Origin of the sequence: Paenibacillus sp. FSL W7-1088, from assembly GCF_037969855.1 — a bacterium.
Taxonomy (GTDB): domain Bacteria; phylum Bacillota; class Bacilli; order Paenibacillales; family Paenibacillaceae; genus Paenibacillus.
Genome location: NZ_CP150216.1, coordinates 1,956,248 through 1,979,800, shown reverse-complemented (window position 1 = coordinate 1,979,800; position 23,553 = coordinate 1,956,248). Strand labels below are relative to the sequence as shown.

Genomic DNA, 23,553 nt, shown 5'->3' with positions numbered 1-23,553 from the left:
TCCACATACGCTTCATTCAAGTGTGCTGTCTCTCCACTCGGCGCAGCTTCGTTATTCCTGGTTCAAACGTATAAGGAACGAATCCGATCTCGGGTACGCTGCATTCCAGCCGCTCTCCAAGCTTCATCAGCTCCCGTTGCACACTTGCTTCAACCTGCTGCATTCCTTCTTCTACCGCAAGCCGAAGCGATACTTCCAACATCCCGCTCGCTCGCTGTACGACCCGATAATGATTAATAGCCGGAGAGGCCGCAATCACCGCACGCGTAACAAAATCCGGAAATACAGGTACGGCTTCGCCCGTTTGTCGATGTGGAAAATAAAGCGTGTCATCACAGCGACCTTCGATCCGCTCAATGGCAGTGAATGGAGAACCACAGGCACAAGGAACCGCTGCCTCGGTCAGAATGTCGTTCAGCCGGTACCGGATTATCGGCTGTGAGGTTCTGGAGAAGTCCGTAATCACAGGCACGAACCTCCGGGTCGCGGGATCAATGAACTCTTTTTCAATATGAACGATATCTTCATTCAAATGCAACGTACCGAAGCTACAGGTTGCGCCCAGAAATCCTTCCGTGCACTGGTACACCTGATGAATCGTTTGTCCAAAAACATGCTCCAGCACCTTGTGATCCAGCGGGTCCAGCACTTCAGCAACCGAAATGATTTTGTCCGGTACAGTGGTCAATGTGCCAGACGTATAAGCGTCAGCCAGCATTCTCAGCATGGAGGGCGGCGCTACCCATACGGTAGGTCGGTATGTTTCCATACGTTTAACCAAAGTATCGACACGCTCTAACAGATCAAAATATTGAAATTGCAGCTTCCCCCGCTGCACCGATTCATACAGATTACTGTTGGCCCGGAGAAAAAAGGCGATTTTGGCAGGCTTCCACAGTCCGCCAGGCAGGAGCTTGGCCAGCACAGTCCCTGTCCACACATCCTGCTCCTGATCACTCACCAGAAACAACCCCCGGTTGCCCGATGTGCCTGAGGACAATCCTACCGTCACACCCTGAACGGATGGCTTGAAATCACGCGTTTCCTCGCTTTGCCCGGCGAGAGCCATCGCTTCGTCCTTGGAGATGCCAACCGTGTTGAGCCGATCGAAATGCTGCATCATGATCGTTTTATCAATTAGCGGAAAGCTTCTCCAGTTGGATGCATCCACGTCACCCCACCACTCCCGGTAAAAAGGCGACTTTTTACGAACCCGCTCCACTTGCCGAATGATCTGGCGTTCCTGCCAGCGTTCAAGCTGCGTTCGTGTTTTCCATTTTCTCAATCCCCGTGCAAGTGCATAATGATAGACAATACGCATTGTATTACTCATACATCCTCAGCCCCTATACCCCAAGCATTCAGCGCTTCACGGCAATGACTGGGCACAATCCGTATCTCCGGAAACTGCTGATGCAACTGAACCAGTCTGTCAAAATTTCTTCGATACACCTGACGATCCGACATAATGATTCCAGCGAGTGCGTGAGGTCTGCGTTTTTCCTGAAAAGCACGACTCGACCACACGGCGTCCGCGCACAGAAAATAATCATGCGACTCGGTACTGAGCAAAATTCCCATCATGCCTTCCGCATGACCCGATACGTCAACACCCAGCAGACTGCCATCACCGAAAATATCGTATACCTCGGGAAAAGGAAAATCCTCACCCGCTCTCACCCATCGCTCTGGCTGCTTCGTAACAGGTAATGATCGCGCATCAAAGTCCTCTGGCAGCAGCCCGGACAGAAAGCCTGCCTTTACAGCCGCAATGGGGCCAAGTAAACGCACGGCGTCATAGGCTCTTGGCAGGTAGATCAATTGCGCCTGTGGAAAATCCCGCACACCTGCAATATGATCACCATGAAAGTGCGAGAGGATGATGTACCGAATATCCGAAGCTTTCAGCCCTATACGGGCCAGAAAATGTACCGCACTGTCTTCTTCACGATAGACCACAGGTGTAATGTGACGATACAGCGCGTTTGGCAAATGAGCGGTTTCCTTGAAAAAACGGGAGCTATATCCCGTGTCCAGCAGAATCGGACCATGTACAGGATGAATGATGCACGCAAAGCCGGCCGGAAAGGCCACCGGACGCAAACTTCCACCACGCAGCGTCAGAAACTCCGGATGTGTGCAGTAACCTGCTGCGCCCAGATGAAGTTTTACCGAGGTTGTTGTCAGCATGATTCAGCCCTCCACCAGTCTGCAAATTGTTGTAACCCCTCATCAATGGTCAACCGAGGCACATACCCCAGCTTCTCGCGGGCATCCGTAATATCCAGCGTCTGCGGGATAGATAACGAACCAACCGTATACCGAGTCAATTGAGGTTCTCCTAACGCAGGAATCAAGCGATGTACACGTTCCAGCACTCCGGCTGCTCCGTATGCTGCTCTGTAGGGAATGTTTCGACGGCGTAAAGGCATTTCCAGCATGCCAAACAACGTACTCACCAAATCCTGGAACGGTCTCGGATCCCCATTGGAAATATTATAGGCACGACCCAGCGCTTCTGTCTTGGCATCCCGGCATAACAACAGCGCATCCACCACGTTATCCACACAAGTCAGGTCAATAAGTGCCTGTCCGCCTCCGATCATAGGTACACCCGATTTTGCATTTGCTGCAACGATTCTGGGAAAAAGGGTCTGGTCATACGGGCCAAAAATGGCTCTCGGACGAATCATGATCGATGGAAGTCCATTAGCATGAGCCTTCAAAACCACTTGCTCAGCAAGCCGCTTGGTGGCAGCGTAATGATTGGCTGGTTTGGATGGCAAGGGGTCATTCTCATGTATGTCATATCGCGGACTGTAGTTAAAATATAAGCTCGGTGTTGATACATGAATGAAGCGCTGTACGCCACCTTTCATGCAACGGTCCACCAAATGCTGTGTCCCCTCCACATTACTGCTGTAAAAATCCCGGTATTTGCCCCATGGCGACGATAACGCCGCACAGTGAAACACAACATCCTGACCCGAACAGACCTCATTCACCGCCGCCTGATCTCGTATATCTCCGTTATAAAAGCGAATGCCTGCTGCCTCAAGCTGTGCACCGTGCCTTTGCTGGCGTCCCATACCAGTAACTTGCCAGCCTTGCTCTGCAAGCCGTATCGCCAGATGCCTGCCCAGACATCCGGTTGCTCCTGTAACCAATGCTCTATTCATCGTTGTTCACCGTTCCATTCTATGTCGTGAGTCAAAGCTTCAGTCAGCGAAAACTTATGTTCCCTTGCCAGCCGCCAGGCGGATAGTACAATTGCAAATTGCTCAAACAAAGGTTTCACATCGTGTCTCATATACACCACATCCCTCGTTCCCCGCCAAGCTGTCATCCAAGTCCGCAGGCTGCCCTTCCCCCAGAGCTGCTGCAATCCACTTCCCAGCATCGGAAACATCAACATCGCTTTGCTTCCTTGCTTAGGGACGATTACCTTTGCTGCTTTCACCAGTTCTTCAGGTGCAATTAAAGCACGTACCAAACCATCACCAGGGTGAAACAGATGGATTCCACTGGTCGCCCTCGGATTACACTCAATGGCATACACTTGTCCGTCCTCTGTTTCAATAAAATCAAAACCAATCTGCCCGCTAAACCCTGTCGCCTGTACAAATTGCCTTACCCACTCGTAAATCCCTTCATGTTCCACATGTTCAAAAAAAACACTCGCCCCTACGCTGCCCGTTCGATAGCGACTGTCGTAGGTCGTATGTGCAACGATTTTCCCTTCATAAGCTACGCTGTATGTACATAACATTTGCCCGGCAACATAAGCCTGCGCTACCCAAGGGGAAGCCGAGGATATTTCCATGTCACCAGGAGGATCATTCTGTAAACGGTGCTGCTTCATTTTACCCGCGTATATCTTCTGATCAGGTTCAGGTGCGCCTCCATCAAAGTCTGCTGTGGAGGATATCGGCATACGAACTCTGGCAGCAAAACGGGAATATACGGGCTTCCATACCCATTCCCCCTCTATTTCCAGATCAGCCTGCGCTTCCATCCATTCCTGCCGACTGTTGATTAGACGGGTATCTGGAACCGAAAGGCCAAGCGACTCTGCAAGCTGGATAAAGTGATATTTATGATGCAATTCATGCAGCTGCTCTATAGGCGAAACAAGTACACGGCAGTGATCACGCAGCCGCTCTGCTCCTTGAGCAATATAAAAAACTTCTTCACACATCGGAATCAACAAGTCGATCTGCCAGGCTTGAACCAGACTCTCCATCTCTAACAAGTAATTCTCTGTGTCATGACGTGGAGATGGAACCATGAAGCATTGCTCCACCGCACTGGACAATCTGCACAAATGACGCACCACGCTCTCCGCGACGTAAACCCGGTGACCCGCACGATGAAGCATACGCGCCAGATCAAGGGTTACCGGAGCCCGGCCGCCTGTGAGCAGCACATTTAAGGACGTGGATGATTGATGTCCATTCTTCGTGAATCTAGTAGTCAAAAATAAGTCCTCCCAGTGATAATCCGGCGGCTGTACCGATCATTAGCACCCGATCTCCCCTCTGAATGCGCTGCTGCTTGATCGCTTCATGCAGCCCCATTGGAATGGAAGCGGCAATGGTATTGCCGTGATTTCGTGTAATGTCCATAAAACGGTCCTCTTCGATTCCCAGCTTCTTGCGGATCAGCCTCATCGCCATGGCACTTCCCTGATGCGGAATCACCAATTGAAAATCCTTCATCTGATTACCGGTTGCCTGCAACATATCGTCCATAAATGCTGGCAATAACCTGGAAGCCATACGGAAGATGGCCTGTCCATCCATATGAAAAAGATAGGGCTCCGGCTGATCTTCCCTATAAGTCGAGGCAGGTAGACGAGTGCCTCCACCGGCAATTTCCGAGAAGCGTGCGCCGCGGCTGTACGTTTTCAGCGAAGCATGTACAATCTGCGAAGACTCTCCCTCAGCGGATCGTTCAATAATGACAGCAGCCGCCCCATCACCGAACAGGGCAGCACTTTCCTTGTTCGACCAATTCAATCCCTTCGAAGCGATCTCCGTAGCTACAAGCAGCACCCTTTTATAACGCCCGGCATCCACCATATAGGAGATAACATCCAACCCGTTCAGAAAACTTAAGCAGGTCGCATCCATGTCAAAAGCCGGTACCCCTGAATCCTGCTGCCCCATCGCCTGCTGAATGAATACCGCCGTACTGGGTAAGGGTTGTTCCTTCGTACCGCTCGTGCACACCAGACAGTCTATATCTGCGAACGTCAATCCCGCATCGGCAAGTGCGGCTTCAGCAGCCCTCGCTCCCATGAAGGAAGAGGTCTCTCCCCCCGAAGCGTAATGGCGAACACCTACACCTGTTGCTTTGCTGACCCAGCCCGCAGGCACCTGCAAACGGTGATCCAACTCCTCGTCGGTTACTTCCTGTTCAGGCAAGTACTTGCCTGTTCCCACAATTCTCACTCTTCTAAGCTGCATATGACCTACCTCTTTCTCTTCTTCTGACTGATCGATATAAGTACAACTAATGAATATTTACTTACATTAAAACTCCGATGACAGAACAACCTTCCGATCGCTGTTATCCAGTGAATGTTTAGTCGAACATATCTAAATGAAAATTACACTTCACCCCGCCTGCCTAAACGCCATGACGAAGTGCAGAAAATACAGCAGAAGGGCAGATATCTCTGCCCCTCCGATGTGTTATCTTTTTTATTCAATCACGTTGATTCATTTCCTTACTTCAAAATCTCGGCCAGTGCAAGATCGAGCGTATCATATTTGAATGTAAATCCTTCTCTTTCCAGCCTTTCGGGAATCACCCAGCGACTTTTGAGAACCAGTTCTGTTTCGGTCCGAATGAATCGCGCTCCCAGTTCCAGCATCCAGCGAGGTGAAGGAAGTCCAATCCGAACTCCCATCTGCCGCCGCAGACTCTCCATAAGCTGGCGATTCGTAACAGGATGCGGAGAGGACGCATTAAATACACCCTCCAGCTGCGGATGCTGCTGAACATAGATCACCATGCGGAACAAATCTTCTATATGAATCCAGCTAAACTGCTGGGTTCCAGGCCCTTGTGATCCACCCAGCCCAAAGCGGACCAGATTGGTGAGTGGCTCCATGACGCCACCTTCTCCCAGCACAATGGCAATCCGTAATGCAATCTGACGTGTAGACGGCAGACTGAATTCAAAAAAAGCCTTTTCCCACGCCTTGGCGACATCTACCGAGAATCCGGAGCCAATCTCGCCCTCTTCCTCCGTCATGGGGCGATCTTCTGCATGTCTATATATGGTGGCCGTGCTTGAATTAATCCATAGTTCAGGAGGATTGCTGCACGCCAGAACAGACTCGCCCAAAATGCGGGTTGTGCGTGTTCTGGATTCCAGAATGATTTTGCGGTTCTCGTCCGTGTAACGGCAGTTTACGGATTTTCCGGCCAGGTTAATCAGCAATTCTGCACCTTCAAGTGCCTGTATAATTCCAGCCTGGTTCTCCCAGGCAATATGACCGGGCTGGCGTGAGATAATGAGCACCTCATACCCAAGCTCCTTGAATCTTTGGGCAAAATCCTGACCTACAAACCCTGTTCCACCCGCCAACACAACCTTTTTCACGGTATCCCCTCATTTCCCCATACTGGGTAAAGCAAGTACGCTATATAGGACTAACACCATCTGCGACCGTTTTGTTTGATTTTAAATTGCGCCCAAGGCTGCGTATAAGCGATTGCGTTCTTCGATCGCCCATGCATTCGATGGGTTTTGCTCCAACTGATACATGAGCTCATCATGGAAATCATGAATCATGAACCCTTCAGGCAAATTCCCCAGCATGGCTGTAAAATTGTAATCAGGCAATTTTCTATGACCTTTACCGAGCTGCTTCAACCATTCCATCCATTCGGCAAGCGTCAGCACTTCTGCCTGCCATAGTTCGGCCTGTAATCCAAGTGCATCCTGAAGCTGCTCATAAGCAGATGACTCGGAGAAGGGACGACAAGCTTGCACAGCCAGTTCATACAACTCAATGACAGCGCGCCGCACCTCATGCTCAAGCTCAATCTCCAACCCTTCCATGAAGTCCTGAACTTGAATTGTCCGCCCGTCATCATATAGTAATGGTGCGTGTGCCAACAGACGTACAATCCCTTCCATGTCATGCGCTGAAACTTTCTTTTGCTCATAGAGAGCAGGTAACATATATGCTGTAATGATCATTCACTCCTACATCGTTCTTCTATTAATGACGTATATTATATCATGATTTGGCGTTGAAATATTTGAACACTTGAATCGTTTCTTCCAGATCTTCAGCATCTGAATAGATATTCATCACTTTACCGATTTCGATTCCAAAATCCACATAAGCACTCGCCTTGGCTGTAATGATATGTCCATCAACAACAACGCCTTCATTCACATATTGCCCTTGGCCCGTGACTGCTCTCATCTCGGATTCAGCATTAGTCGTAAATGATCTGCTGTCCAATATTTGCGCTTGACCGAACAATAATGTTCCTGCACAGATGGCTGCAATGGGCGTCTTGCGCTCATGAAGTTCTTTGATGAAGTACATCAAGTCCGGACGTTGCAGCATTGCCGTAACATCTCCTCCGGGAATGATGAAAAGGTCCACTTCGGACGGATTAATCTCATTTAGTAGAGCAGAGGGATTAACTGAAAATCCCTCATATGACTGTAACGGTCCCTTTTCCAACGCCACCGTTATGATGTCTCCTTGCGTTTTCATAAAATAGCTGGCTAACATAATCTCAAAGGATACGTATCCTTCAAATAATAATATGTATGTTTTCAAATTTAACTACCTCCTTCCTTATGGTTCTACTCTTGATACATTCCAGTCCGTAATTGTTGTAAAGCCTGCCTCCCACTGCATCCCATCAGGCACACCGTCCAGTGGTTTCCATCCGACAAAACTCATGGATGCGTCTGGATCATACGGTTGTAATAAAAGCCCATCAGGTATTGTAGCATCTAACAAAGTCCCGGATTCTGTGCATTTATAAACGTAGAATTGATGTGATGCTTCTGCCTGAGAGACAAACATATTATTTACGTTAGCAGAGTACAAACAAACGCTGATAGACGTGTATGTATCTATCTGACGGTTGTTGCTTATCAGCTGATCATGAGTCGACCTCATGAATTCGTCATAAGCAGTTTTGGTGCCCCATATCGCCAGGATTACAGCTTGCCGGGGGTTCAACAGATTCCAGCCACCTCGTTGCATCACAAAACCCGGTGCCTTGATTAGTTCCCCCCACTTGGATTGCGCCGAATAAAATGCTTTTTGATGCTGCTCTTCTACTTCACACCAAATGATCTTAAATAGCATCGTAACACCCTCTCTTTCAAGTCACCACCCAATTCTATTTCAGTCTTCCAACCATCTCATTGTACAAGATCCTTTCAGAATATTGGTATTTTTCACCACAAAAAGACAGCCCTTTACGCTACTTGGCGTCGGTGGCTGTCTGCATGTAAGCACATTATAAATGATCAGTAAGCAAACATAATATGTAGGATTATTAAAGATTATTTAAGATGTGTAAGCATTTTCTTTTCCTAAGGAACATAAGACGTCTTATTTGGCCTCTAAACCCTCTTTTACAATCGTAAGGAACCTCAGGCGTGTTATTTCCTAAAAATGCCCTAAAAAAACGCTATAACAGCCCTAAATTCCGATATAGCTTGTCTCAGATTCCTTAGCCTTCTCAGAATACTTTCCCCCCCCCCTTAATAACACGTCTCAGGTTCGTTAAGCGCTCCACCCTCTGCTTCAACCGATAGGGAGAGGGACGTCCACGATTTCGACGAAGCGGAAGTTGAACGAAGATCTTACAATGAATATTTTGCCCTCAAATCATTTTTCGATCGCAGTTACCCTCATATTTTCCTTTCCATACTTTTCAGAATGTAAAGATATTAGATAACAAAAAAAGCAATGCTCCACTCGTTTAAGAGTGAGGCATTGCCTATTTTAATTTATACGTCGTAAACTTAAAAACCTTCTCGGGTTTATCGCGTTAACAGATAGAGTAATGCTTTGATTGTCCCAAAATACTCCCGGATCATATTGATCGGTTTCAGATAACCCGGTGAAGGAGCCGAGATGCCGTATTCGGCAGCGTACCCGTTCTTGGCGGCCAGATACTTGGATCTGAACATATGGTAATCACTTGTGACAATCATGATCTCGGGATGCTCCAGCCCGGATGCATCAATGATTTTTTTGGAAAAAGCCATATTCTCCTGAGTGCTTGTCGATCGATCTTCCATAATGACTTGTGTGGGGCTGATCCCCTGATCAACAAGGTAATTTTTCATGGCAAGGGCTTCCGGAATGGATTCCCCCGGCCCCTGCCCGCCGGATACAATCACTGGCGTCTGAGGATGACTGCGGATATAGTCCAGACTGGCATCCAGCCTTTGTTTCAAAGTCAATGTCAATTCCGTTCCTTTGATGCCTGAGCCGAGAATGATGACATAGTCCGCTTCTTCCGGATCATTCGCGTTAAGCTGAGTAAACACAAGGGCTTCGATAATGACGAATGAAACCGCAACGATCCCGAAGCCGGTAAGCAGAATGCGTTTTAGGAGAATATGCTTTTGATAATCAATCCGCCTTAACACGATAAAGACTACAGTGATCATGCCATAAAACTTCACTGCGAAGTTCCAGCCCCAGAAGACCAGAAAGAACACAAAACATGCAATGAAAATAAGATCAAGGATTAGGCCTTTTTCTCGTATAAACTTTTTCATAAATCCAGTAACACTCCTTCTTGGGCCTTCACTTCCGTCATATGCCCTTGATTCAGGATTTTATGATCGTGAGCTTGGGCCACTGTTGTTGCCAGCATTTCTTTTTTACACGCTGATTATAGTAGTCTGCATCCGAGAAAAACGGACTTTGGCGTACGATTAACGCATACAGATCCTCCAGCCCATGCGGGGCACAGATACGCACCTGACCCTGTTCATCTAACCTCACACCTATGGCTGTGACGATTTCTGGCCAATATCGAAGAGCGTCTTCTGTGGATTGATAGGGCTTATTTCCATTGCGCAGATGCATCCTCGCCTGATTTTTCACCGACCACTTGGAATTGCCTGTTTGCTCGCGAAGCCCTTGTTCCAGCAGCAAGTCCCTTTTCTCACGTATGTCTTTCGTATCGTAGTAAACCACATCAATATCGCTGTGCAGTTCGCGTAGAGGATAGCCATGAAGCACATCCCAGATATAATTGCGAATATACCCCGCACCTATGTAACACTGAGGCAAATCCAGACTGCGAACCCGCCGCAGGTCGTGCATTAATGGTTCATGCTCCGTAATCGCCTGGATCAACTTTTCCTCATGCAGCATATAAGTCTCTCCCCATCACTCTGTTCATTTCATTGTAGAGCTATCATTACTCCCTTTTACATTATCGACACGTTGTTCCTTCCAATATATCATGTTTGAGTACCTGCGATAAAATAAACAAATCCCCTCGGGCAGTCATCCTAAGCTCATCTTGAACAGATGTTCCTTAAGATCATTTACCCTGAGGGGATGAATTGAAGAGTTAATTAAGTGATTAGAACAGTGCCTTTTCCGAATACGTGATCTGCATTTTCAGCATTTACATTGGATTATCCATAAGCGTCAGTTGTCCGTTCTTCTCCTGCATTCGGAAAATAACGGGTCGTTCATTCGGATGATTGTTCGGAGCGTGAATGGTGAGGCACAGTTGTCCTTCGAACGTTCGAAACAACATCCCGTGTCCTCCATTATTGGCGAACAACGGCCTGTCATCCTGCTTCCATGGACCTTGCGGTCTGCCGGACAGCGAGCGGGCCAGCCCCATTGTATAACCGTCTTGACCGGATGTGGACCACATCATGACGAGTTCATCATTTTGCATGCGATATAGAAACGGACCATCCGTGACATAACGGTTTCGCTGTTCTCCACCTCCGACAGACCATGACGCTTCGGAAGCTTTGAATAACAGATCAGGTTTGCCTATCGTTCCTTTCAGATCGGGCTTCAGACGTACCGCGTACATCTCCCCATCCTCCACCTGCACCCATTCTTTGCAAAAGATCATCCATGGATCACCCTGATCGTCCACATACAATGTACCGTCCAGGCATTCCCAATCGGGAGGCGTCAGGGAGCGACACCACAATTCAAAAGGTCCTTCCGGCTGATCAGCCACCAACACACCTGTTACCCGCGGAACACCTTCCGCCTTGAAGCTGGCAAACATATAAAAGCGACCTTCCCATTCATAGACTTCCGGGGCCCAATAGTGGTGATCGGACCAGAAGTCCGCAGGTGCACGGAAGCAGGGGGAAGGACCACTCCAATGGATCAGGTCTTCACTCTCATAGACATCAAAACCGATGGCTGGGCCATTCCACACATTTTGACCGATAGAGCCGTATAAATAATATTTCTTGCGCGATGGTATAGCCAGTATGTAGGGATCACGAAAATGAATATCTTCCAAACGGTGCACGTTCAATGGCTCATCCTCCTCATGAAAGCGGTTCATTAACCATGAGTATACACCATATCTCCAAATACTGGAATTCCATTAACCCCACATGCCAATCAGCAATATGCCGCCAAAAATAACGATGGAACAGAGAATCCGCTTCTTCCCCTGCTGTTCTTTTAGTAACAAAATACCGAGGAAGGCCGCAAATACGGTTCCTACTTCCCGAAGCGGGCCGAGTCTGGCCATTGGCGCCTGCTGCAATGCGAACAGGAACAACAAGTACGAGCCCGGATTCAGCAGTGCTCCAAGCATAATGGTTGATCGATTCTTCTGCCACTCCTGACGCAGTTGGCGGGAAGCGAGCAGAGCCGGAGTCAATCCGGCAACAAAGCCAATGTTCGTCACTTCAAGTAACGACAGGGGTGAAATATGCTCTAGATTTAATTTGTCCACGAACACATAACTGGTTGTACATAACCCGACACATAAGGCCATCAGAACCGGCTTAGATCCTATTACCCTTGAGCCAGATTTGCCGTCTCTGCTTCCCACACCACTCAGCACCGTAAATCCTGCAATCATGCAGGCAATACCAAGCCAGCCAAACATGGATAACGTTTCCCCCAGAAAAGCAACACCGATCAATGGCACCAGCAAGGTGCTCGTTCCCCGCATAATCGGATAAATCTGCGACAAATCGCCCAATTCATACGTCTGCGACAGCAGCCAGGAATACAAGGCTTGCAGTGCCATCGATAACACAAGCAGCGCATAGGCTGACATGGATAATGGTTCCCGTACCAACTCCACGATGAGCACAGGCAGCAGTATTACGGTCGGAATCATCATGATGGACCATAAAAACACACTTTTGTTTAAGCTGCGTTTGGTGAACATACTCCAGACAGCGTGAGCCATCCCGGAAGCGAGCACCAGAACTATAGGTAAAATCATAATTCAAACGTTCCTCTCTAATGCCTTGCTCTTCTATATTCTCTAATGTGCCGAAGTGCTCTCAGGTTGATGTTCTGACTGTTCCTTCACGACCGATCCGTCTTCCAGACGAAGCCAGGTATCAAAGCCTCGTTGTCCCGCCTGCAATTGAATGACCCGTCCTCCGCGCAGCATGCCTTCCCTTCCATATGTACTGTGTCCACTCGAACGCCCGTAGCAGAGTCGAATGCCGTGGTAAGTCCCCTGAAAATCATTCACATGATCATGTCCGCAAAAGGTCCCCATCACATCGCCCATCTCCAGCAGTGCAGAGAACAGACCCGAGTTCACTTGAGCAGAGCAGACAGGCTCGTACTTGCTGCCATAACAGATCTGTGTGTCCCACATGGACTGATATTCAGGAATCGGGATATGGAAAAACGCCAGGGCTGGGAGCTTCTCCCCGCGGCTGCGGCCGGGATTGACGCGTGTGGATTCAGACATCAGCCACTGGATCTGATTGGGCTGAATCCAGCCATAACCGGGAACGGACTCGAACCGGGAATAGCTCCCTGAATCGAGTAAATACAACACTGCTGCCGGACGGCCATCCGCTCCGGCAATCTCCAATGTGTAATTGCCTAGTCCCGCAATCTCACGCGGTCCCGATTCCGTCACGGTATGCGCATGCTCCTGAATCACATCCATTAATCCATCGGGGGTAATCCGATTCTCTGTATCATGGTTGCCATACACAAAAGCCCACGGAATACCACGCTCTTCCACTACCGACACGGCATCCCGGAATACCTGCTGCGGGTGTTCACATTCCTTATTGCCAGGATCAACCGGTCCCGTGTAGATGACATCGCCTGTAAATACAACCAGATCAGGCTGTTCCGCTTCAATGACCGTTTTCATCAATTGCCGGGTCCGAAGATCTTCAGGTCGCCCGTCCTTCCAGTGTAGATCTGTAAACTGCACGATTTTGAATGTCCCATTTTGTTGAAAAGCAAGCTGACGTTTCACCCTTTTTCCTCCCTGATGATCCATGTACTATGGATTAAAATTTCAATGTTGTTTGTTGTGGTTTTTCGTTGTTTTATATGATCTTATCGCCACATCATATTACTGTCAATACATATTAAGAACAGAATATTCTCCTCGTTAGCATTTCAAAATTGACAAGGTCTTCTCTCCAACTTAAACTATTAAAACAACAACAATCCACACTATCTCACAACTCTAAACTAAATAGAACTTAGAATCGAAACTTCAGGAGGCACGACCCATGTCTTTAACGTATGAAGAACGAAGACACACCATTCTTATCCAGCTTGCTACCCAGGGCAAGGTTCAGGTACAGGTTCTCGCGGATCTGTTCCAGGTATCCACGGAGACAATTCGGCGGGATCTGGACCGACTTGAAAAGGAAGGCGAATTGCGCAAAGTATACGGAGGTGCTGTACGTGTACGTTCAGGCATGATCGAAGCCCCTTTTCAAAAGCGTGCGCAGCTTCAACTGAACGAAAAGCAGGCCATTGGCGTGGCAGCCGCCTCTCTGATTGAGGATGGAGAGACCGTAATGCTCGACAACGGCACAACAACGCTGGAGATCATGCGACAGCTGCGACATCGGTCTCAGGTGACCGTCATAACCAACTCCGTCCCCATTCTTACCTGTGCACTGGAGGAATTTGCAGGCAAAATCATTTTCGCCGGAGGAGAAGTCACCCCGGTCGTACAAGCCTCTACTGGCCCCATTGCTCATGAATTGCTCAGTCAATTCAAAGTCAACAAGGCGTTCATCTCAGCAGGCGGTGTTTCGTTAACGGATGGGATCACAGATTATGTACTCGAAGAGGCACTCATCTCGCGCAAAATGATGGAGCGTGCGGAGGAAGCCATTTTGGTAGCGGATCATACCAAGTTTGGACGTTCCACCTTCGCCCAGATTGCACCTATTAATCAAATATCCATGGTGATTACAGATTCAGGATGTCCCACAGAATGGGTAGATGCTCTCCACCAAATGGAAATCGAAATGGTTCACAACATTTGACAATGTGAGCCATTTTCTATATTTTAGAAGTATAATGATCGTTCTATCTCATTCTGAAAGGAGCGTATTACTTCTTATGAGCAGTAAAAAGGAAATGCTGTTGAACGTGGCTGAGGAATTATTCTACCTGCACGGCTTTCATTCTATCGGCTTGAAGCGAATCATCACAGATGCCGGGATCGCCATCATGACGTTATATAATCACTTCAACTCCAAGGATGATCTCATCGTTGAAGTACTTCGGCGGCGCGAACAGCGCTATCTGGAGCAGCTGCGGCAGTATGCCGACAACAAAGCGCAGCCCGTATTCCTCAATCTGGCGGAAGGACATGCACGCTGGTTGATGGAGCATGAGTCAAGAGGATGTCTGTTTCTGCGTGCCAAGGAGGAATTTGGCGGAGATCCAGACAACGTCATCGTACAAACTGTCAACGCGCATAAGAAACATGTGATGACCTTGATCAAAAATCTTGATCCTGCCGCAAGCGACCGTGCAGTGTTGCAATTTAACCTGCTGCTGGAGGGTTCTACTGCACTCGCTGAGACAGAAAATGTAAATAACGTATGCCGGGAACTCATTGACATGACGCAGAATAGTTTCAAGTAGTCCCACACAGGGTGAGTTAGTAGTTCAACTCACTTTTTTATTTCAAAGAAAATATAATGATCGTTCTATATAAAAGGCGGTGGATTTGATGAAAAAAATTATTTTCCCAGGGATTGCCCTTATCGCTGTATGTTATGCATTCGGGAGATTCAGCTATGGGCTGTTTATGCCGGAGATCTCGGAAGCACTCCAACTGGACGATGCCCAATCCGGAGCAATTAATTCCGCAACCTACATTGCTTATTGCCTGTCTCTACTTAGTGCTCCACTGTTAATTAATCGCATCGGGCACTATCATGTCATTCAAATCGCGGGTATTAGTGCTGTGCTCGGTTTATTGGGCATTGGCTTATCTCCAAATGCATTTGTTCTCACACTCGGCGTTTTTCTTGCCGGATTAAGTACAGGCTTGGCCTCTCCTGCATTGGGTAACACCGTCTATGCTGAGCTTGCGCCTGATCAGCAAGCCAGAGGGAATAGCTGGATTAACACAGGTACCAGCTTTGGCATTATCGTATCCGGTCCGATCTACTGGCTGTTCACCGAGTATTGGCGTTTGACCTACATCTTCTTTGCTGTTCTGGGTATTGTGGTGGTGTTATGGAATAGTCGCGTTCTCTCCACACGCAAAACAGAGCCTTGTACCAAGTCCCTCTGGGCATGCATGAAGCCGACCAGACCCGGCGTGGCTCTGCTCATGGCTTCCCTTCTGACAGGTATCAGTTCTGCGATCTATTGGACCTTTGCCCGTAACTTCCTCACAGACGAAAAAGGGGCCTCCGATTCGGAAGCCGTACTGTTCTGGATTGTGATGGGAATTATGGGGATTCTCGGCGGATGTGCTGGCCGGATTATTGAACGCATCGGAATTGGATGGTCCTATCGGATAGGCCTTTTGCTCTTGTCTGTTTCACTTGGCGTGATCCTTCTTCCATCGATGGCCGCCAGCCTGGTCTCAGCCGTTATGTTCGGCAGTACCTATATTTTCCTGACCAGTGTATTCATCGTGTGGGCGACCAGGCTATTTCGTCCAAATACGTCCATTGGGATCAGCCTTGCTTTTCTCGCGCTTGGTGCAGGACAGTTCATAGGTTCATCGTTAGCGGGTTACACCATTGAGATGTTCTCTAACACTAGAGCATTTCTGGCCTTTGCTGTACTGGGTCTGTTCGGATTACTTATTCGGGTGAAATAGCCCGAGCCTTACTCTACAAACAAACAGACCATAGACTATACATCCGCTGCACATCTGAAACCGATATGCCCGGTAGATGTATCAGGCGTGTTGGGGATTCTCGCCGCCACTCTATAGCGATTGCAGTAGGAACGGTGGCATAGATAGGAACCACCTTTTAACACCTTGCGATCTTCATGAGGAGATAATTCCGTGTCAGCAGCCGCAGCCTTCTCATGATCCGTAATGTAGTTGTCAGCGCACCACTCCCATACATTGCCTGACATATTATAAAGTCCGTATGCATTGGGTGGAAACGATTGGGATGGAGCGGTGCCTGCATAACCGTCGGCTGCATTATTTTTCGTCGGAAATACACCCTGCCAGATGTTGCAATTGTGCTGTCCATCCGGCCTTAACGTATCGCCCCAGGGATATTTTTTCTGTATCAGGCCACCCCGGGCTGCGTATTCCCATTCGGCTTCTGTGGGCAGACGTTTACCCTCCCAGCGGCAATACGCATTGGCATCATTCCATGAGATATGAAGAACCGGATGATCAGAGCGATCATTCACATGAGATTCGGGTCCTTCGGGATGAGCCCAATCTGCACCTTCAACAACCCACCACCAGGGTGTCTGTTGTACAACGGTTCGAACTTGAGCCGCCGTTTGCGGAGAAACGAACAGATGAAAAACAAAAGACCAGCCAAACCGCTCCGCCTCAGTCCGATACCCCGTCTCACGTACAAACTGTGCAAACTCCGCATTGGTTACCGTACAGGTATCAAGATAAAAGGAGTTCACCTGAACTTCCCTGACGGGGCCTTCCCCGTCTGCTTCAAAAGCTTCGGGGTCATTTGTGCCCATCAGGAAACGTCCACCTTCAATACGAATGCTTTCTTTCTTCACTGCTCTATCGGTTAGAGCTATCGTGAAGTCAGCTGAATAACTAGTATGACTGGATGGCTTGTCTTCAACAGCCTCTACCGATGCAGCCGTTTCCTCTGACAGACTCTTTTCCTCCAGCTTGCCGCCCCGACTTGCAGCGCAGCAGCAGGAAGAAGATTTCTTTGGCAGCTGATCATGCATCTGGGAAGCATCCCCTTCCATAGGTAGTTTAAGACTCGTTGTCCCTATTGTACACGGCAGGGCGAATATTCGGATACGGTGGTGTTGTCATTCCTTCACCCAGATAATAATCGGTTAGCAAAGACTGCATATATCCTTTGACAGCCAGTCCGTTACGGTATGCCGGATTATGCGGCAGTGTGTAGATGCGGACATCCGACGGTATAGTGGTTGTGTACAGACGCAATTCTTGGAAATCACTCGTCTCATACAGAATCTCTTCCCGCCAGTCCCCGAGCAGATCCCCATACATTACAGGGGCGTTTCTGGAATTCACGCGAACATCATCAGCTGTAAACAGACGTGTCGTCGTGTTCTGCTGCCAGTTCCACTTTTCCACAAAGTTCTTATCCAGCAGCTCGCCGAGCACATCTCCATCCCACCAGATTTGGAAGTTCGTTGATGGTTGAACCGAACTGATCACTTCACCATCCACATTATAGATATTGCCTGAACTGGACCACATCTCAAGCCCTCTGTGCCGTGGATCAATATCCGCCAATGTCCCTCTTGCCACGTCCTGGGGCACTTCTCCCGTACGAATGATCTCACCCGTCACTGTATCCGCGTAAAACCAAGGAAATTGATTAAAGTTGCCGTTCTCCGCCTGCTGGATTCCGAACTGCTCCAGCCCCGGCCGATCCGGATCAATATCCGCAATGTGGAACCGATCACCATGGACTACACCTGGCAGACTGTATAATGTCTCTCCGTTATCATCCAGTGCCCAGCCGCCAAAAGACACCTCATCCTTTCCATCCCCATCGAGATCCAATATGCGAATCTGATGGAAAAACTCACCGTCAGTCCCTACATGTCTCCATCGCTCGGTTAGGGCTCCGCCTGCGTAGTCATAAGCTGACGTCACATACTGGAAATTGCGGCTGAGCGCACGATTCTTGAGCGCCGTAATCAGGCTCGGATGTTCACCATCCAGATAAGCAATACCAAAGTGCCCGCTGAGCGGTCCATCAGCTGCATAATCATTCGTAATTGTAGTGCGTGCAGCTTCTGTACCCGCCAATCCATCCACGACAGATACATACTGTGCGCGCTGCACTGTAGCAGGGACGACCTGACCATCGGCAAACGTCACACCTTCAAAGGTACGCAGCAGTACCTCAGCCTTTCCGTCACTATCCAGATCAAATACTGTAATATTGTCGTTGTCACGCCAGCCGCCCAGTCCAGCCACACCGAATTCGCTCACCGAAGCAGGTGGCGCATTATATGTATCGATTGTGGTCACGCTGTAAGGCCCCAGATCAATTCGCCATAGGAAACCTTCAGTCAGGCTATACGCCTCCACGTATTTGTTACCTCCGTTCACCGGAATCCGGGTGACTACAACTTCATATTCCCCATCGCCGTCCAGATCGCCTGGCCAGCCATGCTGGACAAAATAATCGGACGGATTGGACGTTATGTTTTGCAGCGGAATACTGAAATAATTGCGAATCTCGGGATTTGCGGCCAGCACCACCTCTGCACTTGTACCCTGGAAAGTACCATCCACATAAGACTTCACGATATACGTATGGCTCTGGTTAACATCCACGTCTGTATCCGTATAATTGGTTCCCTGCGTCAAAGGCTGGGTATTCAGCTTCACCTCTGCTGTGCCCGTCCGTCGATACACATCGAAGGTTACCTGCTGCGGTTCGGTCCCAAGTAAACGCCAGCTCAGATAAACTTTGTTCTCACCCAGGTACACGGCAGTAAGGCCTCGTCCCAAGTTTTCTACCAGTCGTGGGGCAGACACTTCTGCGGCCTCTGCCTTGGGTGCTATACCTCCGGTTGAAGCCAAGCCTGTCAATCCAATGACTCCACTCAATAGCCATGTGAACAGCACTTTCTTTCCTTTTGCCACAGTCATTTCGGTTTTCATCAATAATTACCTCCATTGATTAGATTGGCAAAAACTCATAAACCGTCTGATATCTTACGCCAAGCTCCCCTCCTTATCCGGTCATAAAAAAAGCAAAGCAGATGATCTCCACCCTTTAGCCGACGTCTCTCAATCGTCTAAGGGGGGCAATAATCTTCGCTTTGCCTCCGGTTGCCCGGTCAACGGATACACTTGGTACTTCACACACTTATAAACAACTCAATGTTACTCTTTTTACGTCTCCAACGACTTGGTGCCACCACGATCATAGAAGAACGGTCCCTTGGCCCAGCTAACGGCCAGATGCATCAACAGTTCAGTCTTTAACTGCTCCCGGACTGCAGCATGCTGCTCTTCATCATACAGATTCGTCCATTCATGGGGGTCAACGGTCAGGTGATATAATTCACCTTTTGTTTCATGTACCCTGGAGGCCGATTCCTTAACAGAGCCTTCGATGTACAGAATGAGCTTCCACTCCGTTGTACGCCACATATAAGCCGGGGCCGAATGGGGTGCTGTTACACCTTTACCATGAAATTCACAGAACGTTCCACGATGCCGGAGCTCGTCCAGTAAGTTCACACCCGGTAGCATCGGGTTGGCCTCTAACCCTGCTGCTTGCGTTAATGTAGGCACAAGATCGACCAATTCGGCTGGTTGCTGATCCATAGTTCCTCGCTTCTGTTCCGGGATGTACGTACCGGACAAAATCAGCGGCACTCTTACGCTGCTGTCATACAGATTATATTTGGTGAAGCGGTATTGCCTTTCCCCCAACATCTCTCCATGATCCGATACAAATACAATCAGCGCATTCTCCAGCCTTCCGAGCTGCTCCAGCTTATCCAATGCCAACCCAAAATAGTGATCCAGCCAGGAGCAATTCGCCCAGTACCTCAATGTGGTTCTTCTTCTCTCCTCCGAACTGCGCTGCTCCCATACGGCCTTCTTGTCCAGATAAGACTGACGACTGTTCACATTCAGATCATCCGAGGCTGCCAGATGAGTATTCAATTCGTCTTCCCATGGTGGCTGCGGAATGTCCGGGATATCCTCCAGTCGGTAGAGGTCTTCAAATTGTTGGGGTACGTTGAACCCGGCATGCGGCTTGAGAAAGGACAAATAAAAAAACAGCGGCCTCTCCGGATCTACTCCGTCATCCAGAAATTGCAGTGCCTGTTCGGCTACCCATCCATCCCGATGCTGGTTCATCGGAATTCGGCTGGTGAACCCGGTATAACCGTTGACATTTTCCTCCCCGCCCCCAAAGTCCTTCGTCTCCTGATGATAAGCCTCCAGCGCTTCGGGATGGGTGTCCCCCATCATCCTTGCCCCCTGCTCATAATGACCACTCTGGCGGGAGAGACCGATCGATCTCACTTCAAACCCGCGTGTAGATGGCTCGTCTATACCCTCGCTATGGTTCCAATGCGTTTTTCCAAACCCCGCCGTCTGATACCCTGCGCGATGCATCAACTCAGGCAACGGCTGAGAAGGCAGCTTGTCTTCCTCAAACAAACCACCATAATTCGTTCGAACTCCAAGCTGCGACGGATAGTATCCCATCATCATAGAGCTTCGGCTGGGTGCACACATCGGGGATTGGCAGACCGCATCCTGGAAAGTAATTCCCTCGGCTGCAAGCTTATCCAGATTCGGCGTATGAATATGCTCATTAAAGGTCCCAATACAGTCCCATCGCTGCTGATCCGTCATAAGAAAAATAATGTTTGGCTTGTGCTGTGACACGTTAGATCCTACACTCCTTTCGGCAGAAAATTATACGGAACGGTTACCACGTGAATGCCCGGTTTGCTTGCGAACGTCTTCCCGATAGCGACTCGGCGTCGTTCCCTCGCTTTTCTTGAACAAACGATTAAAATAACTCGCCTGATAACCGACCTGCTCCGCAATTTCATTGATCTTGACGTCTGTTGATTCAAGCAGCTCTTTAGCCCGATTTAATCTAATTTCGGTTAAATAATCCACAAAATTCTGACCAAATGTCTGCTTGAAGGCCCGGCTTAACGTGTAGGCATGAATCCCGTGAAGGTCTGCCAGTTCATCCAGAGATAATGCTCCAGCATATTGCTGCTCGGCGTGCTCCTTCATCTGATGAACGGCCATCTGTATCTGCTTCTCTTCCTTGCCTGTGAATTCCTCTACACATACATGCACGATGCGTTCCCTGAACCACTGAAACAATTCATCCAGATCATGCAAATGTACCACTTCCTCATACACTGCCAAGCCGAACAGTTCAACCGGATCTTCACCTAATTGCAGCAGGGCATGCTGTATCCGCGCCAGCAATTGGAATAACGCCTGGCGAATGTGCTCCTCTGGCGATTCAGATCCTGCGTATGTGTCTATAAATCGCCTGAAATACTCCAGAGCTAATTCCTCATCCCCACTGCGCAATGCTGAAATAATGTCCTGCTCCAATTCGAGTGGATAAGCTCCTTTTTGCTTCACATCCTGCTCCGCCTCCTCATTCATATCCATGATAGACAGATTGGAAGAGAACTGCCTTTTCCTCAATACGGATCGTGATTCTCTAACCAGCTGTGGAATGTGTGAAGCATCCAATGTGAGTTTGCTAAGGACCACCGTCAACCGGATATTCAATTCCGAATGTACACTGTCCATCCACTGTTGGCCCATACGGATCAGTTCATTTCTGAACTCAGCCGTATCCGGCTGGATCTCTGGAGGAACAGCAAGCAGCAAGGCAATGGACATATCATGATAATTGAGTGTCTCAGCCCGATAAGGAAGCTCTTGCAATTGTCTGCCCAATATGTCGGTTACGGCAAAACTGATCCACTCTTGGGATTCACGCCCATGGTGTTCACTCCCCTGAAGAAGAACAACTTCAGGACGAATATGGGCAAGCATAATAACGAACTGTTCATCCCTTAGATCCCATCCGAGCTGGGACAGTCGTTCCCGCCATTCACGGTCTGATGGCAACAAGAGATGACCAAGGGTTAGCTGGATTAACAGGCTTTCCCGGGCAAGCGGCAGATGTTCTTCCAAGCGCTGTTGTAACGATTCCCGTTCACGGTTTATCCCGATCCAGCGCTGTTCGATATGCTTGATTTCATCCAGATGTACAGGTCCATTCGAGCGGACCGGTGCCGATGAGAACACTTGGAATAACGAAGACATTTCCGTTTCCTTAGCTTCTATCGGTGCCTCGGTCAGGGTAAATATCCGCAACAATTTGGTAAAAGGTTTATAGAGTTGAAGTGAACCGACCCAGGACAGGATTAGTGCCAGCAACAATCCTGCTCCGTTCACAAGCAGCACGATACGGGGTACGGACACGATTGGAGCGACAATTTCATTCAGGGGAGCCGCGGAGATATAAGTCCAATCCGTCCCCAGTCTGCGGAAGGTCCCTGATTGAACGGAATAGGTTAAGTCGCCATACTCCATCAGGAAGGAAGACGGATTGGTTTCAAAATTTAACACATGCTCCCGAACTGCTTGCTGTAATCCTCCCAGCTCTTTGTCCTGTGGCAGCATGGGCTTCCCCTGCTCGTCCAGCAAAAAGGTTGTTCCGCCGTTATACGGGGACAAGGTCTGCAGCATGCTTCCAAGCTGCTGGTTATCCAGGGTGACGGTCAACGCACCGAGTGCATCCTCACTTCCACCCGGAAGTCGATTCACCATCATCATGGAACTGCCCTCCAGGGAGCGGGACCAATACGTCGCCTGCGGCTGTTCGGTCAACCGTTCCATCTTTGTGATCTCACTGGGGTCACTTATAAAATCATATCGTTCCGAATCCATCTTCACGGCTCTGGGTTCATCCAGATACAGCTGAACTTTGCCGATAAGTGTATTGGAATTCTGAATCATGAGCAGCAAACGATACAGTTCATGTACCTGCTTATATTTGTATACAAAATCAAGCTCTTTCAGGCGGTTATCAAATACCGGATCGAACGCCCACTGGGAAAAGATCAATTCAAGCGCATCCAATTGCTCACTAACCCATGCGGTCCGCTGCTCGAATTGTCGCAGATGGGATTGCTGCAAAATGTTCTCCATTTTGACGGTAACCCAGCCATACAACAACACACCTGTAATCACACCCGGAATGCAGGCGATAAACAGAATCATCATCAGACTGCGTCTGAAATAGCGCCCTCTTGGCAAGTTGACTGCTGTGCGCTTGAATAACATCTGTCTGTGCCTCCTTCCCGGGAATATAAGCCGAATTAATTGCAGCCTGAA

At 48.8% G+C, this 23,553-nt stretch carries 21 protein-coding genes; 3 read left to right on the top strand and 18 right to left on the bottom strand.

The window, feature by feature from the left end:
- Nucleotides 1–16 precede the first annotated feature (16 nt).
- The 14 genes from MKY42_RS09175 to MKY42_RS09110 all read right to left on the bottom strand — a co-directional run bounded on the left by MKY42_RS09175 (nucleotide 17) and on the right by MKY42_RS09110 (nucleotide 13,473).
- Nucleotides 17–1,333 carry a F390 synthetase-related protein gene (locus MKY42_RS09175; protein WP_339850565.1) on the bottom strand — a complete coding sequence of 439 codons (1,317 nt, stop codon included), beginning with the start codon at nucleotides 1,331–1,333 and terminating at the stop codon, nucleotides 17–19.
- Complete coding sequence (locus tag MKY42_RS09170) at nucleotides 1,330–2,190, bottom strand: MBL fold metallo-hydrolase (protein ID WP_090895050.1); 861 nt, start codon at nucleotides 2,188–2,190, stop codon at nucleotides 1,330–1,332. Before MKY42_RS09170 ends, MKY42_RS09175 begins: the two co-directional genes overlap by 4 nt.
- Nucleotides 2,184–3,179: an SDR family NAD(P)-dependent oxidoreductase gene (locus MKY42_RS09165; RefSeq protein WP_179265347.1), complete on the bottom strand. Its 996-nt coding sequence runs from the start codon at nucleotides 3,177–3,179 to the stop codon at nucleotides 2,184–2,186. The genes MKY42_RS09170 and MKY42_RS09165 overlap by 7 nt, the downstream gene beginning before the upstream one ends.
- Nucleotides 3,176–4,477, bottom strand: coding sequence for an ATP-grasp domain-containing protein (locus MKY42_RS09160; protein ID WP_090895046.1), 1,302 nt, complete (start codon nucleotides 4,475–4,477; stop codon nucleotides 3,176–3,178). The genes MKY42_RS09165 and MKY42_RS09160 overlap by 4 nt, the downstream gene beginning before the upstream one ends.
- A complete protein-coding gene (locus MKY42_RS09155; RefSeq protein ID WP_339850562.1) occupies nucleotides 4,467–5,468 on the bottom strand; it encodes a beta-ketoacyl-ACP synthase III in 1,002 nt (333 codons plus the stop codon). The genes MKY42_RS09160 and MKY42_RS09155 overlap by 11 nt, the downstream gene beginning before the upstream one ends.
- A gap of 263 nt (nucleotides 5,469–5,731) precedes the next feature.
- Complete coding sequence (locus tag MKY42_RS09150) at nucleotides 5,732–6,613, bottom strand: TIGR01777 family oxidoreductase (RefSeq protein WP_339850560.1); 882 nt, start codon at nucleotides 6,611–6,613, stop codon at nucleotides 5,732–5,734.
- 81 nt (nucleotides 6,614–6,694) lie between these two features.
- The gene (locus MKY42_RS09145) at nucleotides 6,695–7,198 is read right to left on the bottom strand and encodes a hypothetical protein (protein ID WP_339850558.1); all 504 of its coding nucleotides are present in this window, start codon (nucleotides 7,196–7,198) and stop codon (nucleotides 6,695–6,697) included.
- 58 nt (nucleotides 7,199–7,256) lie between these two features.
- On the bottom strand, nucleotides 7,257–7,814 hold the full coding sequence (locus MKY42_RS09140; RefSeq protein ID WP_090895036.1) for a DJ-1/PfpI family protein: 558 nt from the start codon (nucleotides 7,812–7,814) through the stop codon (nucleotides 7,257–7,259).
- A gap of 18 nt (nucleotides 7,815–7,832) precedes the next feature.
- Entirely contained in the window at nucleotides 7,833–8,354 is a 522-nt protein-coding gene (locus MKY42_RS09135; protein ID WP_090895034.1) for a DUF4937 domain-containing protein, read from the bottom strand.
- 683 nt (nucleotides 8,355–9,037) lie between these two features.
- Entirely contained in the window at nucleotides 9,038–9,784 is a 747-nt protein-coding gene (locus tag MKY42_RS09130) for a YdcF family protein (RefSeq protein ID WP_339850552.1), read from the bottom strand.
- Between the two features lie 52 nt (nucleotides 9,785–9,836).
- The gene (locus MKY42_RS09125; protein ID WP_306459223.1) at nucleotides 9,837–10,388 is read right to left on the bottom strand and encodes a nucleotidyltransferase family protein; all 552 of its coding nucleotides are present in this window, start codon (nucleotides 10,386–10,388) and stop codon (nucleotides 9,837–9,839) included.
- A gap of 259 nt (nucleotides 10,389–10,647) precedes the next feature.
- The gene (locus MKY42_RS09120) at nucleotides 10,648–11,529 is read right to left on the bottom strand and encodes a glycoside hydrolase family 43 protein (protein WP_090902025.1); all 882 of its coding nucleotides are present in this window, start codon (nucleotides 11,527–11,529) and stop codon (nucleotides 10,648–10,650) included.
- Between the two features lie 78 nt (nucleotides 11,530–11,607).
- Nucleotides 11,608–12,465 (bottom strand): EamA family transporter, encoded by an 858-nt coding sequence (locus MKY42_RS09115; RefSeq protein ID WP_339850550.1) that lies wholly within the window; start codon nucleotides 12,463–12,465, stop codon nucleotides 11,608–11,610.
- 42 nt (nucleotides 12,466–12,507) lie between these two features.
- Nucleotides 12,508–13,473, bottom strand: coding sequence for a metallophosphoesterase family protein (locus tag MKY42_RS09110; protein WP_339850548.1), 966 nt, complete (start codon nucleotides 13,471–13,473; stop codon nucleotides 12,508–12,510).
- A 262-nt stretch (nucleotides 13,474–13,735) separates the two neighbouring features.
- Here MKY42_RS09110 and MKY42_RS09105 point away from each other — a divergent pair, with 262 nt between their 5' ends.
- From MKY42_RS09105 to MKY42_RS09095, 3 genes are all read left to right on the top strand, one after another.
- Complete coding sequence (locus MKY42_RS09105) at nucleotides 13,736–14,506, top strand: DeoR/GlpR family DNA-binding transcription regulator (protein ID WP_090895024.1); 771 nt, start codon at nucleotides 13,736–13,738, stop codon at nucleotides 14,504–14,506.
- Nucleotides 14,507–14,582: 76 nt separating this feature from the next.
- Nucleotides 14,583–15,113 (top strand): TetR/AcrR family transcriptional regulator, encoded by a 531-nt coding sequence (locus tag MKY42_RS09100; protein WP_090895021.1) that lies wholly within the window; start codon nucleotides 14,583–14,585, stop codon nucleotides 15,111–15,113.
- Nucleotides 15,114–15,201: 88 nt separating this feature from the next.
- The gene (locus tag MKY42_RS09095; RefSeq protein ID WP_090895019.1) at nucleotides 15,202–16,308 is read left to right on the top strand and encodes an MFS transporter; all 1,107 of its coding nucleotides are present in this window, start codon (nucleotides 15,202–15,204) and stop codon (nucleotides 16,306–16,308) included.
- 35 nt (nucleotides 16,309–16,343) lie between these two features.
- On the opposite strand, the gene MKY42_RS09090 is transcribed toward MKY42_RS09095, so the two are convergent.
- The 4 genes from MKY42_RS09090 to MKY42_RS09075 all read right to left on the bottom strand — a co-directional run bounded on the left by MKY42_RS09090 (nucleotide 16,344) and on the right by MKY42_RS09075 (nucleotide 23,502).
- Nucleotides 16,344–17,378 carry a formylglycine-generating enzyme family protein gene (locus tag MKY42_RS09090; protein ID WP_090895017.1) on the bottom strand — a complete coding sequence of 345 codons (1,035 nt, stop codon included), beginning with the start codon at nucleotides 17,376–17,378 and terminating at the stop codon, nucleotides 16,344–16,346.
- A gap of 28 nt (nucleotides 17,379–17,406) precedes the next feature.
- Complete coding sequence (locus MKY42_RS09085; RefSeq protein WP_218152268.1) at nucleotides 17,407–19,305, bottom strand: hypothetical protein; 1,899 nt, start codon at nucleotides 19,303–19,305, stop codon at nucleotides 17,407–17,409.
- 234 nt (nucleotides 19,306–19,539) lie between these two features.
- Complete coding sequence (locus MKY42_RS09080) at nucleotides 19,540–21,057, bottom strand: sulfatase-like hydrolase/transferase (RefSeq protein WP_256221952.1); 1,518 nt, start codon at nucleotides 21,055–21,057, stop codon at nucleotides 19,540–19,542.
- A gap of 30 nt (nucleotides 21,058–21,087) precedes the next feature.
- On the bottom strand, nucleotides 21,088–23,502 hold the full coding sequence (locus tag MKY42_RS09075) for a helix-turn-helix domain-containing protein (protein ID WP_339850543.1): 2,415 nt from the start codon (nucleotides 23,500–23,502) through the stop codon (nucleotides 21,088–21,090).
- Nucleotides 23,503–23,553: the final 51 nt, after the last annotated feature.

What these genes read in the sequence shown, in the direction of transcription:
- MKY42_RS09085 (WP_218152268.1), bottom strand. Translation starts at nt 19,305, where the DNA reads ATGAAAACCGAAATGACTGTGGCAAAAGGAAAGAAAGTGCTGTTCACA.
- MKY42_RS09135 (WP_090895034.1), bottom strand. Translation starts at nt 8,354, where the DNA reads ATGCTATTTAAGATCATTTGGTGTGAAGTAGAAGAGCAGCATCAAAAA.
- MKY42_RS09090 (WP_090895017.1), bottom strand. Translation starts at nt 17,378, where the DNA reads ATGCATGATCAGCTGCCAAAGAAATCTTCTTCCTGCTGCTGCGCTGCA.
- MKY42_RS09170 (WP_090895050.1), bottom strand. Translation starts at nt 2,190, where the DNA reads ATGCTGACAACAACCTCGGTAAAACTTCATCTGGGCGCAGCAGGTTAC.
- MKY42_RS09125 (WP_306459223.1), bottom strand. Translation starts at nt 10,388, where the DNA reads ATGCTGCATGAGGAAAAGTTGATCCAGGCGATTACGGAGCATGAACCA.
- MKY42_RS09075 (WP_339850543.1), bottom strand. Translation starts at nt 23,502, where the DNA reads ATGTTATTCAAGCGCACAGCAGTCAACTTGCCAAGAGGGCGCTATTTC.
- MKY42_RS09165 (WP_179265347.1), bottom strand. Translation starts at nt 3,179, where the DNA reads ATGAATAGAGCATTGGTTACAGGAGCAACCGGATGTCTGGGCAGGCAT.
- MKY42_RS09175 (WP_339850565.1), bottom strand. Translation starts at nt 1,333, where the DNA reads ATGAGTAATACAATGCGTATTGTCTATCATTATGCACTTGCACGGGGA.
- MKY42_RS09145 (WP_339850558.1), bottom strand. Translation starts at nt 7,198, where the DNA reads ATGTTACCTGCTCTCTATGAGCAAAAGAAAGTTTCAGCGCATGACATG.
- MKY42_RS09105 (WP_090895024.1), top strand. Translation starts at nt 13,736, where the DNA reads ATGTCTTTAACGTATGAAGAACGAAGACACACCATTCTTATCCAGCTT.
- MKY42_RS09130 (WP_339850552.1), bottom strand. Translation starts at nt 9,784, where the DNA reads ATGAAAAAGTTTATACGAGAAAAAGGCCTAATCCTTGATCTTATTTTC.
- MKY42_RS09115 (WP_339850550.1), bottom strand. Translation starts at nt 12,465, where the DNA reads ATGATTTTACCTATAGTTCTGGTGCTCGCTTCCGGGATGGCTCACGCT.
- MKY42_RS09155 (WP_339850562.1), bottom strand. Translation starts at nt 5,468, where the DNA reads ATGCAGCTTAGAAGAGTGAGAATTGTGGGAACAGGCAAGTACTTGCCT.
- MKY42_RS09100 (WP_090895021.1), top strand. Translation starts at nt 14,583, where the DNA reads ATGAGCAGTAAAAAGGAAATGCTGTTGAACGTGGCTGAGGAATTATTC.
- MKY42_RS09095 (WP_090895019.1), top strand. Translation starts at nt 15,202, where the DNA reads ATGAAAAAAATTATTTTCCCAGGGATTGCCCTTATCGCTGTATGTTAT.